Source organism: Streptomyces sp. NPDC043908 (assembly GCF_056435525.1).
The window spans coordinates 665,298-678,867 of record NZ_JBWKEI010000001.1 but is presented as its reverse complement, the minus strand read 5'-3'; the positions used below and the strand labels follow the sequence as shown (position 1 = coordinate 678,867).

At 71.5% G+C, this 13,570-nt stretch carries 13 protein-coding genes; 6 read left to right on the top strand and 7 right to left on the bottom strand.

Annotated elements, in window-relative coordinates; all coding sequences use genetic code 11:
* Positions 1 to 41: 41 nt before the first annotated feature.
* The 4 genes from AC069K_RS03200 to AC069K_RS03185 all read right to left on the bottom strand — a co-directional run bounded on the left by AC069K_RS03200 (position 42) and on the right by AC069K_RS03185 (position 2,147).
* Complete coding sequence (locus AC069K_RS03200) at positions 42 to 539, bottom strand: hypothetical protein (protein ID WP_365107923.1); 498 nt, start codon at positions 537 to 539, stop codon at positions 42 to 44.
* 141 nt (positions 540 to 680) lie between these two features.
* The gene (locus AC069K_RS03195; RefSeq protein WP_478611610.1) at positions 681 to 1,097 is read right to left on the bottom strand and encodes a DUF2752 domain-containing protein; all 417 of its coding nucleotides are present in this window, start codon (positions 1,095 to 1,097) and stop codon (positions 681 to 683) included.
* Positions 1,090 to 1,533: a TM2 domain-containing protein gene (locus tag AC069K_RS03190; protein ID WP_365107917.1), complete on the bottom strand. Its 444-nt coding sequence runs from the start codon at positions 1,531 to 1,533 to the stop codon at positions 1,090 to 1,092. Before AC069K_RS03190 ends, AC069K_RS03195 begins: the two co-directional genes overlap by 8 nt.
* Before the next feature lie 152 nt (positions 1,534 to 1,685).
* Positions 1,686 to 2,147 carry a nitroreductase family deazaflavin-dependent oxidoreductase gene (locus AC069K_RS03185; protein WP_478611608.1) on the bottom strand — a complete coding sequence of 154 codons (462 nt, stop codon included), beginning with the start codon at positions 2,145 to 2,147 and terminating at the stop codon, positions 1,686 to 1,688.
* A gap of 594 nt (positions 2,148 to 2,741) precedes the next feature.
* On the opposite strand from AC069K_RS03185, the gene AC069K_RS03180 reads away from it, so the two are divergent.
* From AC069K_RS03180 to AC069K_RS03170, 3 genes are all read left to right on the top strand, one after another.
* Positions 2,742 to 4,730, top strand: coding sequence for a PIG-L family deacetylase (locus AC069K_RS03180; protein ID WP_478611606.1), 1,989 nt, complete (start codon positions 2,742 to 2,744; stop codon positions 4,728 to 4,730).
* Positions 4,731 to 4,929: 199 nt separating this feature from the next.
* Complete coding sequence (locus tag AC069K_RS03175) at positions 4,930 to 5,115, top strand: hypothetical protein (RefSeq protein ID WP_478611604.1); 186 nt, start codon at positions 4,930 to 4,932, stop codon at positions 5,113 to 5,115.
* Between the two features lie 177 nt (positions 5,116 to 5,292).
* Positions 5,293 to 6,255, top strand: a complete 963-nt coding sequence (locus tag AC069K_RS03170; protein WP_478611602.1) for an expansin EXLX1 family cellulose-binding protein — start codon at positions 5,293 to 5,295, stop codon at positions 6,253 to 6,255.
* A gap of 58 nt (positions 6,256 to 6,313) precedes the next feature.
* On the opposite strand, the gene AC069K_RS03165 is transcribed toward AC069K_RS03170, so the two are convergent.
* Complete coding sequence (locus AC069K_RS03165) at positions 6,314 to 7,594, bottom strand: PucR family transcriptional regulator (protein ID WP_478611600.1); 1,281 nt, start codon at positions 7,592 to 7,594, stop codon at positions 6,314 to 6,316.
* A 241-nt stretch (positions 7,595 to 7,835) separates the two neighbouring features.
* Between AC069K_RS03165 and AC069K_RS03160 the strand changes: the two genes are divergently transcribed.
* The 3 genes from AC069K_RS03160 (at position 7,836) to AC069K_RS03150 (ending at position 10,233) form a co-directional block, all read left to right on the top strand.
* A complete protein-coding gene (locus tag AC069K_RS03160) occupies positions 7,836 to 9,179 on the top strand; it encodes a lipase family protein (RefSeq protein ID WP_478611598.1) in 1,344 nt (447 codons plus the stop codon).
* Positions 9,180 to 9,211: 32 nt separating this feature from the next.
* Entirely contained in the window at positions 9,212 to 9,349 is a 138-nt protein-coding gene (locus tag AC069K_RS03155; RefSeq protein ID WP_478611596.1) for a hypothetical protein, read from the top strand.
* Between the two features lie 113 nt (positions 9,350 to 9,462).
* On the top strand, positions 9,463 to 10,233 hold the full coding sequence (locus AC069K_RS03150) for an aminoglycoside phosphotransferase family protein (RefSeq protein WP_478611594.1): 771 nt from the start codon (positions 9,463 to 9,465) through the stop codon (positions 10,231 to 10,233).
* Positions 10,234 to 10,311: 78 nt separating this feature from the next.
* On the opposite strand, the gene uvrA is transcribed toward AC069K_RS03150, so the two are convergent.
* Positions 10,312 to 12,780 (bottom strand): excinuclease ABC subunit UvrA, encoded by a 2,469-nt coding sequence (uvrA, locus tag AC069K_RS03145; RefSeq protein ID WP_478611592.1) that lies wholly within the window; start codon positions 12,778 to 12,780, stop codon positions 10,312 to 10,314.
* Positions 12,781 to 12,866: 86 nt separating this feature from the next.
* Positions 12,867 to 13,559 carry a TetR/AcrR family transcriptional regulator gene (locus AC069K_RS03140; RefSeq protein WP_478612008.1) on the bottom strand — a complete coding sequence of 231 codons (693 nt, stop codon included), beginning with the start codon at positions 13,557 to 13,559 and terminating at the stop codon, positions 12,867 to 12,869.
* Positions 13,560 to 13,570 lie beyond the last annotated feature (11 nt).

The window sequence follows — 13,570 nt, the reverse complement described above, 5'->3', positions numbered from 1 at the left end:
GGAAGCCCGCGAGATGACGCGGACAGTCAGGCCGGACACACTCACAGCGACATCCAGCAGTAGAGCCGATCGTCAGCGCCGCGAGCCTGCCTGGCAAGCAGGATGAGTTCTTCGGCCAGGGGCTGTATATCTTCGGCGCGCGCTCCCCCCAGCTCCTCGGCCCGCACCCATCTGGCGACGACGGCCGGTATCTCGGAGTCGTGCACTCCTGCCAAGGTGTCGCGTACCGCAGATGGGAGTTCCGATACCCACGGTCCCGTCGCCCACGGGTCGTCCTCGTCCTCCGGGCTGTGCGGGCCGGATGGTGGCGGGGAGGTGGGCCATACGGCCGTCTCCTCCACCAGATCCACGCGCCACTCGATCTGCCGGATGGCGGCGATCAGCAGCGCCAGCACCACGGCGGGATCCACACGCTTGGCTTCGACGCCGTCGAACGCCGGCGGCTCCGTGAAAAGCGGAGAACCACCGTCCGCCTGTTCCAGCACCCGCACCACCGATGCCGCATCCGGCGCACGGAAGTAGTCGGTCAGCACACCCATCGTTCTTCTCCCCGTCCCGGGTTCACCTGCAGGCAGTAGATCAGACGCCACTGACAACCACCCGAAACCACTTGCCTACAGGGGGCCGCCGAACGGGATGACGATCGCTCCGTAGGGCCCTACCTGGTGCACCCGGGGATGTCAGACGAGGTTGCGGACCACTGCCCAGGCCACCGCCGTCACCAGGATCAGCACCTGCACGGCCGGGGCGATCCTCGGTCGCCAGGAACGGCCGCGCAGGCTTTCCAGCGCCCAGCGACCGCACAAGGCGAGCGCGAACGGCGCGGCGAGCAGCAGGCCCCGGTTGTCCAGCCAAGCCGCGCCGAGGTGACCGTGCATCAGGTCGTACGTCATGCGGGTGCCGCCGCAGGCCGGGCACAACAGTCCGGTGACAAGCCGGAAGGGGCAGGCGGGCAGCAGGTGGCCGCCCTCGTGGGGATTCGTACCCCACAGGTAGCAAGCCCCCGCGACGCCCGCGGCGAGCACCGCCAGGGGCGCCGCCGCGGGGTGCCGGAACAGACGCTTCCGCGTCGGCGCCGGATGGGGCACATCAACCACGCAGGAGTCGGCCCTGAGCATCGGTACGGTCGTTGCCGACCAGGTACATGATGCCGTCGATCAGTGCCCAGATGCCGAGGCCGCCGCAGGTGAACAGCTGGGCCAGGCCCACTCCCACGGAACCGGCGTAGAAGCGGCCGATGCCCAGCGTGCCGAGGCAGAGCTGGAGGATCCCGGCGATGATCTTCGACTTGTCCGAGTACGGGCGGCCGTACGGGTCGTAGCCGTAGGGCGCGTTGGGGTCGCCCGTGTAGAACCCCGGGGGCGGCGGGTAGCCCGGCGCCTGCTGGTAGCCGGGCGGGGGGTAGCCGCCGGGGGCCTGCGGGTTGCCGCCCTGCGGGTGGCCGTAGGGACCGGCCTGGCCTGCCGCGCCGGGACTCTGGTTCGGATAGCCGTAACCGTGCGGCTGGGAAGGCTGCGGCGGCTGCTCGCTCACAGTGGCGTCACTCCTGAATGGTATGGAAGGCTGCCGGACATACTGCAGGACTCGGCCACCAAAGAGAAATTGTGACGGTGGGAAGACGTCCACCGCGCTGCGGCATGCTCAGCTATCGCCCGCTTCTTGGGGGTTCTTCCGACGCAGTGCTGCTACGCCAGGAGCGAGGGCGACGGCACGGGCTCCAGCACGAAGACGGGGATGACGCGGTCGGTCGCCGCCTGATACTCGGCGTACGGGGGATACGCGGCGACGGCGCGCTCCCACCACTTGGCCTTCTCCTCCCCACTGACCTCACGAGCCGTCATGTCCCGGCGCACCGAGCCGTCCTGGAGCTCCACGTGCGGATCGGCCTTGAGGTTGAAGTACCAGACGGGGTGACGCGGGAAACCGCCCTTCGAGGCGACGGCCGCATACCGTCCCTCGTGCTCCACCCTCATCAGCGGGATCTTGCGGAGCTTGCCGCTCTTCGCGCCGCGCGTCGTGAGAATGACGACGGGCAGACCCGTGTCCCACAGCGTCCCGCCCCGCGCGCCGCCCGAGCTCTCGTACAACTCGACCTGTTCGCGCACCCACTGCGCCGGGCTCGGCTCGTACTCACCCTCAAGAGGCACCGCGCTCACCCCACCGTCGCCTGAAGCCTGTGTCGCACAGTTCAACACAAACCAGGCCTTGCTGATAGATGCCGTGCCGGTGCCCCGGCAGCGGGCGGCCGCCTGTTGCTCGGCAGGAACACCGGCAGTCCGGTCAGTGATGTCGTACCGCCCACTCAGCGAGGCCGCGGGCGGCCGGGGCGACTTAACACCTTCGCATGGCAATGTCCGGACAACTGTTACATCGCCGATGGAATACCTACGTGCGCTCTTCGTAACGTCGACCCTGCCGCTCACGCCCCGGCGCCGCCATCAGCCCGACCCGCATCCCGTAGGCCCGGGACAACGCCGTGCCATGCCTCGGGCAGACCACCGTGCCGGTGCACGCCTCCTCCCAGGAGTCGTGCGCGCTCCTCGCCCCGCCCGTATGCCTCCACCCGCGAAAGACCTCCCGTGCCGCCTCAGCCCGCTCGCCGCGCCCTCATCGCCGGACTCATAGCCCTTTCCGCGGCAATTTCGGCCTGCACTCCCGCTTCATCGACGCTCGCCGCCCCGCCGGTCCACAAGCGCGGCACGGTGCAGGCGTCCCGGGACGGTTCGAGCGGTGTCCGGGTCATGCAGGTCCTCGCCCACCCGGACGACGACCTGTACTTCATGAACCCCGAGCTCCAGCAGTCCATAGACGCCAATGACCAGCTCATCAGCGTCTATGTGACCAGTGGCGAAGCCCAGGGCCTCAACAAGGTCCCCGGCCGCAAGTCCCCCAAGCCCAACGTCGCCGACTACGCCGGCGCCCGCCGTCAGGGCCTGCGCCAGGCCTACGCGCTCATGGCGACCGGCGACCCCAAGACGCCTTGGTCCAGGCAGGCCACGGCCCTCCCGGACGGCACCTTCATAGAAGTGGACGCCCTGAGCCACCACCCGGGCATCCGTTTGGCCTTCCTCGGTGTGTCCCAGCACTCCCCCTCCCACGGAAGCACCCCCGACCTCGACCTGCGGCACCTCTGGGAGGACCCCCACACGGTCACGCGGACCCTGGTGGGCACGGGCTCACCGGCTCACACATCGCATCCGGTCACGCGCGCGTCGCTGATAGCCGCGCTGGCCCACCTCATGGGCAGCTACCGGCCCACGCTCGTACGCACCATGGACCCCGACCCGGACATGCAGGTCCGCGACGCCAAGCACCGCGCCCACCACGACCAGCGCGGCTACTCGGACCACCCCGACCACACCGCCGTCGCGCTGTTCACCTACGCCGCACTCGACCGCTACCGGGCGCCGCACGCCGTCACCGCCTTCCGCGGCTACTACAACGAGCGCTGGCCGCAGGCCCTCCCCGCGCAGATCGTCCGCGACAAGGCCGACGTCCTCAACGCCTACGGAGGCTCACCGCAGAGCTGCGACGAAAAGGCCCTCGGTGGCTGCGGTGACTACGACGTCGGCCGGGACCGCTCCTACGGCACCGGATGGCTCCAGCGCACCTCCTTGCGCTACCCCACCGCGGCACCGCAACTGCGACAGGACGCCGACGGGACGCTGACCGCGTTCGCCGTCCTCAACGGGCAGGCCGCGCTGTGGCAGGAGACCGCCCCCCGCAGCGGTCAATGGACGGCGCCGGCGTTCCTGGCGGGCAGTGGACTGTTGCCGGGCCTGACGGCCTCGTCGACGCAGGACGGGCGCCTGCAGCTGTTCGCCGAGCGCATCACCGCCCTCGGGGCACGGGCGACGGACAACCGGCGTGAGATCGTCATGGCGCAACAGACGCGCCGGGGCGGGCCGTTCGGCGCGTGGGTCTCGCTGGGCACCCCCGACCGCGATCCCGAGCACGGCCGCCGGGTCGGCGGGCCCGTCGTGACGCGCGGCGCCGACGGCACCACCTGGTTGTTCGCACGCAACTGGGCCAAGGGCGTCTCCGTCCGCAGTCAGCGCCCGGACGGTACGTGGAGCGACTGGTCGGACCTCGGTGGCGCCGAAGTACAGGAAGGACTCAGCGCCGTCACCGACCCGCGTGGCATCGTGCATGTCTTCGGTGCCGGCCACCACACCGTCCGCCACTGGGCGCAGCGGTACCCGGGAGGACCGTTCGCGGTCGTCCCCACCGGGCTGCCCGCCCCGGCCGATCCACCGGCGGCGCTGGCCCGGCCCGACGGCTCGCTGCTCCTCGCCTTCCGCCAGGCCGGGAACGCGCGCGTACTCGTGCGCACCCTGCCGGCCGGTGGTGGAGCGTGGCGCGACGAGCACGTCGACCTGGGCAGCCGCGGCTATGGTCCGCTCACACTGAGCCCGGTCCCCGACGGAGTGCTGCTGGCCACCCGCAACAACGACGGCGGTACGAGCCTGGTCCTTCTGGACACCGGGCGGGCCCCGCGCTGGAGCACTGTTCCCGGCGCCGTGGTCGGGGCGGTCTCCCTGGCAACGGACTCCGCCAACCGTCCCGTCCTCGCCCGGCTCGCCCCCGACGCGACACTCCGTATCCAGGCCGTACCGGAACACGGGCCCGCCGAGCAGGGAGACCGTCAACGCACGACGGAAGCCGCGTCACAGAGCGTTCCGCTCACGAACCTCCACCAGAACGGGACCCAAGGACCACCGACGCCGTGAACGCTCCCTTCCGAACGCGGAGGTCGCGGCTGGCGCAGTGGTTGGCTACCGCTACGGCGGTGGGGGGCGGTTGCCGGCTTCCCCCGTCGGTCGTGCAGGTGGCGTTGTGACGCATGACCACGGCTGAGGGGGGAACTCGTCTGTCTGCGCGACCACCGGACAGGCCGGTGGTTCGCCGTCCATCGGCAGGAGAAGACAGATGCTGGCAATCGTGGCGGCCGTGCTCTTCGTCATCGCCTTCGTCATCCACGCGACGGAGACGTCAACCGAGACGGTCTTCAGCCCGACGAGTCTCATGCTGGTAGGACTCGCCCTCCTCGCCATGCACTCAGCCGGTGTGGGGGCCGGATGGGCTCCTCCGAGGCGACGCGGTCGCCGACGCTGAGCGTTCCCGGGCGCCGGTCGCCCGTCGATCACGCGACCAGGCCCGGCGCCGCCTGTCGCCGTGATCGCAAGCCCTCTTGCACGTATACGCCGATCCGGCTGAAGAGTCGGTGGCAACCTTCTCGTCGCCTGTGGCCACTGAGTGAGGGGACACCGCACGCTCTTCGAACGGATGGACATGAAAGAGACACGTCAGGCCGCCCGACAGCGCAGGCACAGAAGAAGGCTGATGGTGGGCAGCGCCACAGCGCTGGTCGTCACCGGTCTTCTCGTCTGCCTGGTCATGACCCTGCAACCGGACGGCAGGGGGACTACCGGACGGAACACGGCCGTCGCCGACTCCCGGGGCGCGCCCTCACCGACCTCCCCAGGTGACGAGCGCTCCCCTGCCTCCCCGGCGGCCCCCTCTACGACCTCGTCGCCCGGCACGAGGACCCCTACTCCGGGTGCCACGTCCCGGACTGCCTCCCCGACCACGTCCGCGCCCCCATCGGCCTCCCCGTCCCGGCCCACCACCGCATCCGTTGCCGGGCGGATTCGGCCCAAGCACACCTACCGGGGGGTCGCCACCGTCTACAAGGCCGGGGTCGGGGACGGCGCCTGCTCCTACGGGCCGAGCGACGACATGATGATCGCGGCGATGAACACCACCGACTACGAGACCTCCAAGGCCTGCGGAGCGTATGTGCGCCTTCACGCGGCAAACGGCGCCTCTGTCACCGTGCGGATCACCAACGAGTGCCCTCTGCCCTGCGCGCCGGGCCAACTCGACCTCAGCGAGCAGGCCTTCGCCAAACTGGCCCCCATCTCGACCGGCCGGCTCGCCATCACCTGGAGTCTGCTGAGCCCCGACGTACCGCGTGCGATATCGATCCGCTACAAGACGGGCTCCAGCCCCTACTGGTGCGGCATCCAGGCACTGGGCCACCGCAACCCGCTCGCGCGGCTGGAGGTCCGCACCCGCGGCGGCTGGCGCCAACTGACCCGTACCGGCTACAACTACTTCCTCTCCCCCGACGGCAACGGGTGCGGCGGCGCCATCAGGATCACCGACATCTACGGAGAACGGCTGACCTTCAACGGCATCGCCCTGCGTCCGCAAGCCGTGCAACCCACAGGGGCCCAGTTCGCTCAGCACTGACCGTCCGCCTCGCGGCGGGACCCCTCTCGGGCCCGCCGCTCGTTCGGCCACTGTGACGTCACGGGCCGGTTTGCGGCGGTTTGGCATGATGTAGGGCGTCATGGGCGGACAAGGCCGCGCGCAGAGTGAGGATGTCGGCGCCACGGGAAGCGTCCAGGCCGGTGAGTTCGGTTGCCTTGCGCAGGCGATAGTCGACCGTGTTCGGGTGGACCTGGAGCCGGGCGGCGGCCCGGCGGCGGTCGAGGCCCAGCGCCAGGAAGGCGCGCAGCGTGTCCAGCAGCTCCGGGCGGGCGTCCAGCGGGTCGAGCAGTGCGGCCAGTCCCGCCCTGGCCGGGCTGGGCCGGCTCAACTGGTACTCCAGCAGCACGTCGTCGAGCAGGTACAGCCCGGGCCCCCGGCCGGACGCCTCGGCCACCGCGCGTACCTCCCCGGCCAGCCGGGCGGCGTTCGCCACCCCTTCGGGCGCCGCGGTCGTCGCGGCGGCGAGCAGCTCGGCGCCGCACACCAGGCCGAGCTGCTCGACCAGCCGGGACAGCCGCGCCCGGTCCGCCGGGCCGAAGTCGGCCGGCGGAGTCTCGTACGGGATGAGCACCAGGCCGCCGCTGCCGGACAGCACGGAGAGCGGAACGCCCGTCGTGTGGCGCTGGATCTCGTTGCGTAGCCGCCGGAGCTTGCGGCGGGCGGCGACCGAGTGGTTCACGCCGGGCACCAGCTCGTCCGGGTGCGGCCCCACCGCGAGGCTCAGCACCAGGTAGCAGGGCGGCAGCCGGATGCCGGCCCGCTCGGCCGCGTACTGCGGGCTGCCGCCCTCCAGCAGCCGGGACAGCAGTGACTGGAGGGCGACCTGTTCGTCGCTGAGCGCCGTCTGCCGCTCCTGCACGTACCCGGCGGCCACCTCGCAGCTCACCAGCCGCAGGTACGCGAGCATCTGGCGCTGCACCAGCAGGACGTCGGCCAGGTCGTCCGGTTCGGCCGCCGAGAAGACCTGGGCGGCGCACTCCTCCGCACCGAGGTGGTAGGCACCGACCACGGCCTCCAGCGGTACGCCCTCGTCCGCGCGCCGGGCCGACGACTCACGGATCACCGCCGCCTCGGCCTGCCCGGACATCTCGCCGGTGCGCAGAACCGCGGCGAAGCCCCGTATACCGTGCGCCACCTGCTTGGCGATGTCACCGCCGAGCTGCTCCGCCGGCAGCGTCCCGTACACGGGGAGCCGTTCGACCAGCCGGACCATCACGGCGCGCTCGAGCGCACCGGCCGCGTCCTGGAGCCGTTTGTGGACCGGCACACCGCCGAACCGCGGCACCCGCTCCCGTTCCACGGCGTTGGATCCGGTCACAATCCACCTCGCGCATCTCTGTTCCCCACCCCGGAGACTCGGCCGCCTACCGGCCGCATGATGTTTCCGGGACATCACCTACTGGTTGGTAACACGACTGGCCGGGGGATGGCCAGATGTGGCAGGACCTCGGCCGCGTCGTTCACCGCACTTCCCTGCCGGGGACCGCCCGCCCCGGCCCGGCGTGCCGCGCACCGGACCGGCCGGCGCGTCGGACCCCCACCCAGGAATCGAGGAACGCATGTCCAAGGCAGCCGTTCGCCTGATCTCCGTCGCTGTCGCCGCCGCAGCCATGGCCGCCGCGCCCGCCGCCACCGCCGCGGCGGCAGCCACGCCGACCGCCGCGACGGCCTCGGCAAGCGACTCGTTCTACACGTACACCGGCAGCGAGCCGCTGTCCGCGTTCGCGCCGGGCACCGTGCTCAAGACGCGGACCCTGCCGTACCACGTCCTCGGCATCCCCACGCCCCTCAAGGCGGTCCAACTGCTCTACCGCACCACCGACGCCCAGGGCCGTCCGGCCGCCAACGTCACCACGGTGGTGCGCAGCCCGACGGGTGACAGCAGCAAGGCCGTCTCCTACCAGTCGTTCTACGATTCGCTCAACCCGGCGGACAGCCCTTCCCGGGCGATCGCCGGCAACGTCACCCTGGGCGGTGTGATTCCCAACGCGGAGTCCCTCATCATGGCGCCGCTGCTGCTGAAGGGCTACAACCTCGTCATCCCGGACACCGAGGGGCAGCAGGCGAACTTCGCCGCCGGACCGGAGTACGGGACCAACACCCTCGACTCGATCCGCGCCGCGACGAAGGCCGCCGAGACCGGGCTGAACTCCACCACGTCGTTCGGCCTCATCGGCTACTCGGGCGGCGCCATCGCGACGAACTGGGCCGCCGCGCTCGCGCCGAGCTACGCGCCGGACGTGAACCGCCGCCTGGTCGGCTACGCCGAGGGCGGCCTGCTGGTGGACCCGGCGCACAACCTGAAGTACGTCGACGGCTCGCTGGCCTGGTCCGGCGTCGTGCCCATGGCCGTCATCGGTGTCTCCCGCTCGTACGGCATCGACCTCAAGAGCTACCTCAACGGCTACGGTCTGAGCGTCTACAAGGACCTGGAGGGCGGCTCGATCATCGATGCCCTCGGCCACTACCCGGGGCTGACCTGGAAGAAGATGGCGAAGCCGGAGTACGCCAACCCCAACTCGATCCCCGCCTTCCTGACGGCGATGAACAAGCTCAACCTCGGCTCCGCCGCCACCCCGGCCGTCCCCGGGTTCATCGGCCAGGGCAACGGAGGCGTCCTGGAGGGGACCTTCAGCAACCGCCCGGGCATCGGCAGGGGCGACGGTGTGATGGTCGCCGGCGACGTGCGCGCGCTCGCCCGGCAGTACTGCGCCACCGGCGGCTCCGCGGTCAAGTACACCCAGTACGAGCTGCTCAGCCACACGGGCGCGACCCTGGCCTGGGCGCCCGCCGCGCTGAGCTGGCTGAACGACCGCTTCGCCGGGCGGACCGCCCCGTCCGACTGCGGCCGAATAGCCGCCGGCAACTCCCTCGCCCCGGAGGAGCCCGCTCCGCTGTCGTGATCCGTAGCTGAACCCGAAGGCGCCGACGGCCCGTGTACGTACGGGACGCCGGCGCCTTCGGCTTGGCCCGCAGGGGCCGGGAGCCGCACATGGCACCGCCCAACCAACGGCCGGGCGCCCGCAGCCGGTTCGAGGCCGGGCTGCGCGCGGCGCGGCTCGGCTGGGTCTGACCGGCGAGGCCGACCTCCGCCGGGCCGACCCATCAGGTGATCGGCCCTGTCGCACGGTCGGAGGGCTGACATAGGGTCGCTTGACGGCGGAAGTGAGCCGGTCGGAGGCGGGCATGACTGAATGGCAGGAATTCCGTGGCGGCGTGAACGTCGTGCGCCGCCACGGCGACGTGGTCCATCGGCCGACGTCACCGGCGACACCGGCGATCCACCGGCTGCTGCGGCACCTCCACGCCCAGGGGTTCCACGGCGCACCGGAGCCACGGGGCTTCGACGCGAACGGCAACGAGCTGCTCACCTTCCTCGACGGCGAGGTCCCCGACGCCCTCACGCCGGACCTGCGTACGCCCGAACTGCTCACCTCCGCGGCCACGCTGCTGCGGGACCTTCACGACGCCGGCACCACGTTCCGGCCACGCCCCGACGACCTCTGGCTGCTCCCACGCCGGGAACCCGCCGAGGTCATGTGCCACGGCGACGCCGCCCAGTACAACAGCGTGGTGAAAGACGGCGTGGTGGTTGGTTTCATCGACTTCGACGCGGCCCACCCCGGACCACGCGTCTGGGACGTCGCCTACGCGGTGTACCGTTTCGCGCCGCTCCAGGGGCCGGACAACCCGGAGAGCTTCGGCACGCCGCAGGAGCAGGGGCGCCGCGTCGCCGACTTCTGCCGGGCGTACGGCCCGGGGGTGGGCGCCGAAGTCCTTGACATCGGCCCCGGCCGGCTGCAAGCCCTCGTCGACTTCATGCGCGACCAGGCCGCGCGGGGCAACGAGGCGTTCCGGCAACACATCGCGGAGGGCCACGCCGGTCTGTACGAAGCGGACATCCGCTATGTGCGCGCCCATCGCGACATCCTGCGCGCCGCCTTCGAGGGGGCGTAGCCCCGCCGCACCGACGGCCCGCGAACGGTGGTGGGGCCGTACACCCGACGCGGCGCGAACGCCGGCCCGAACACGTCGTCAGGATCGCGCGAGCCGGGCCGCGAGGTAGGGCGCGGTGGCGCTGCGTCGCGCTCTCGCCACCTTGGCGGGCGGGCCCGCCGCGACGACGCGCCCGCCCGCGTCGCCGCCTCCCGGTCCGAGGTCGATGACCCAGTCTGCGGTGGCGATCGTGTCCAGGTCGTGCTCGACGAGGACGACGGTGTTGCCGGCGTCGACGAGCCGGTGCAACTGCCGCAGCAGCAGGGCGATGTCGGCCGGGTGCAGCCCCGCCGTCGGCTCGTCGAGCAGATAGAGGGCGTGCCCGCGGCGGGCCCGCTGGAGTTCGGTGGCCAGTTTGATGCGTTGCGCCTCGCCACCGCTGAGTTCCGTCGCGGGCTGGCCCAGCCGCAGGTACCCGAGGCCCACTTCGCGCAACGTCTCCAGACTGCGGGAGGCGGCCGGGACGGCGGACAGGAACGCGGCGGCTGCGTCGACGGACAGTGCCAGGACTTCGGCGATGTTCTTGCCGCGGTAGGTGACGTCCAGCGTTTCGGCGTTGTACCGGGCGCCCCGGCAGGTCGGGCACGGCGCGTAGGTGCCGGGCAGGAACAGCAGTTCCACCGCGACGAAACCTTCGCCCTGGCAGGTCTCGCACCGCCCCTCGGGCACGTTGAAGGAGAACCGCCCGGGCGAGTAGCCGCGCGCCCGGGCCTCGTCCGTCGCCGCGTACACCTTGCGCACCGCGTCGAACAGGCCTGTGTACGTGGCCAGGTTGGACCGGGGAGTCCGGCCGATGGGCCGTTGGTCGACCAGGACCAGCCGGTCGAACGACTCCGCCCCCGAAGCGTCTTGGACGCCGACCTCCAACTGCGCCTCGTCCGGCCCCTCGGGTACGAGTCCGAGGTGCCCGCGGACGACTTCGGCGAGCACCTGCGTCACCAGCGTCGACTTCCCGGAACCGGACACACCCGTCACCGCCGTCAGTACGCACAGCGGTACGTCGACGGACACGTCGTGCAGATTGTGGCGGGAGACCCCGCGCAGGCGCAGCCAGCCGTGCGGGGTGCGCGGGCGGTGATCGAGCGGCTGAGCGCGCCCGAACAGGTACTGGCTCGTGGCCGACTCCCCGACCCGCTCAAGACCGGCGACCGGGCCGCTGTAGAGCACGCGTCCGCCGCCCTCCCCCGCGCCGGGGCCGATGTCGACCACCCAGTCCGCCCGCCGTACGACGTCCATGTCGTGCTCCACGACGAACAGCGAGTTGCCCGCCGCCTTGAGGCGGTCCAGCACGTCCAGCAGCGGTTCCGCGTCGGCCGGGTGCAGGCCCGCGGAGGGTTCGTCGAGGACGTAGACGACCCCGAACAGCCCCGAGCGCAACTGGGTGGCGATGCGCAGACGCTGTGCCTCGCCGGGCGACAGGGTCGTGGAGCGGCGCCCGAGGCTGAGATATCCGAGGCCCAGGCCGAGCAGGACGTCGACCCGGGCGGCCATGTCGCGGCAGATCCGGACCGCCACCTCGGTCGTCTCCCCGGATCGGGCGGTCGCCGTGGTGGCATCGGCCTCGGCCCGCCCTGCGACGGGCCTCAGCAGCGCGGCGAACTCGGTGAGCGGCATGGCGTTGATCTCGGCGATGGAACGTCCGGCGAAGGTCACGGCGAGGGCCTCGGGCCGTAGTCCGCTGCCCTGGCACTCGGGGCACGGCACGCTCCTGACGAAGCGGAGCGCCCGTGCGCGCATCTTCTCGCTCTTGGAGTCGGCGAGGACGTGCATGACGTGCTTGCGGGCACTCCAGAACCTGCCCTGGTAGCCGTAGTCGACGCGGTCCTCCTCCGGCTCGATGTACACGGAGGGCTGCTCGTCCGTGTACAGCAGCCAGTCCCGGTCCTTCTTCCTGAGCCTGCGCCACGGTCGGTCGATGTCGATCCCCAGACCGTTCACGACACTGCGGAGGTTGGCGCCCTGCCAGGCGCCGGGCCAGGCGGCGATCGCCCCCTCGCGGATGCTGAGCGAGGGGTCGGGGACGAGCAGGTCCTCGGCGACGTCGTGCACGACGCCCAGTCCGTGGCACTCCGGGCAGGCGCCGGCCGCGGTGTTGGGCGAGAACGACTCGGCTTCCAGCCGTGCCGTCCGGGGCGGATAGGTGCCGGCGCGGGAGTACAGCATGCGCAGCAGATTGGACAGCGTGGTGAGGGTGCCGACCGTGGAGCGCGAGCTGGGCGACCCGCGTCGCTGTTGCAGGGCCACGGCGGGTGGCAGTCCGGTGATCTCCTGTACGTGCGGTGCGCCGACCTGCTGCAACAGCCTTCGCGCATACGGTGCCACGGACTCGAAGTAGCGCCGCTGGGCCTCCGCGTAGAGCGTGCCGAACGCGAGCGAGGACTTGCCCGAACCGGAGACGCCGGTGAAGGCGACCATCGCGTCCCGCGGCACGTCGACGTCGACGTTCCGCAAGTTGTTCTCGCCGGCGCCCCGGACCCGCACGAAGGGGCTGCTCGCGTCCTTGTTCACCGTTCCTGATTACCTGATCGCGCCGGGAACCGCGCGGCAGGCGACCTCACCTCACGTGCCGAGGCTGGCGCGCGACGCGCGACTGGTCACGCCGGAGGCCGGGTGAGTCTGGCGGCCACCGCGTCGAGGACCCACTCCAGGCCGGTCCCGAAGGATGTCTCGGCGTCCACGTCCGTGCCGTCGTGCACGGCCTTGGTCAGTGCGGGGAAGCGGCCCGTGGCCAGCATCCTCGTCACACGCGGGCCGGAGGCGCGCTGCCAGTCCAGCTTGGACAGACCCGTGGCGCGCTCGGCCCGCAGGTTCGCGACCTCGCGCCTGATCGCGCCGGTGTAGTAGGCGCTGACCGTCTCCACGGCGCGCATGACGGTGTCGATATCGGCGAGGCCGTCGAGGGCGGCCAGCGTGGCCTCCGTGACGGCGAGGCCGTTCGGGCCCAGGGACGGGCGGCCGCCGAGCAGGTCGGCCAGCCATTCGTGGCGGAGAGCGGCCTGCCTGGTGCGGTGGGCGAGGACGCGCAGCGCCTCCCGCCAGTCTCCGGCCTGTTCCTCGGGCAGAATCTCGCCCTGCACCTCGTCCACCATGAGGTCGAACAGCTCCTGCTTGGTGGCGATGTACCCGTAGAGCCGCATCGGGCCGGCGTTCAGCCGGGCGGCGACCTTGCGCAGCGACACGGCCTCCAGCCCGCCCTCGTCGGCCAGCGCGACGGCGGCGGCGACAATCCGCTCCCGGTCGAGCGGCACAGGGCTGGTCGGCGGCTCCGGCCGGTCCCACACAGTCATGGTCACTTCAC

Excerpts from the sequence above, each read along its gene's own strand:
- AC069K_RS03200 (WP_365107923.1), bottom strand. The coding sequence starts at position 539 with ATGGGTGTGCTGACCGACTACTTCCGTGCGCCGGATGCGGCATCGGTG.
- AC069K_RS03180 (WP_478611606.1), top strand. The coding sequence starts at position 2,742 with ATGCAGGTCCTCGCCCACCCGGACGACGACCTGTACTTCATGAACCCC.
- AC069K_RS03175 (WP_478611604.1), top strand. The coding sequence starts at position 4,930 with ATGCTGGCAATCGTGGCGGCCGTGCTCTTCGTCATCGCCTTCGTCATC.
- AC069K_RS03170 (WP_478611602.1), top strand. The coding sequence starts at position 5,293 with ATGAAAGAGACACGTCAGGCCGCCCGACAGCGCAGGCACAGAAGAAGG.
- AC069K_RS03160 (WP_478611598.1), top strand. The coding sequence starts at position 7,836 with ATGTCCAAGGCAGCCGTTCGCCTGATCTCCGTCGCTGTCGCCGCCGCA.
- AC069K_RS03150 (WP_478611594.1), top strand. The coding sequence starts at position 9,463 with ATGACTGAATGGCAGGAATTCCGTGGCGGCGTGAACGTCGTGCGCCGC.
- AC069K_RS03140 (WP_478612008.1), bottom strand. The coding sequence starts at position 13,559 with ATGACTGTGTGGGACCGGCCGGAGCCGCCGACCAGCCCTGTGCCGCTC.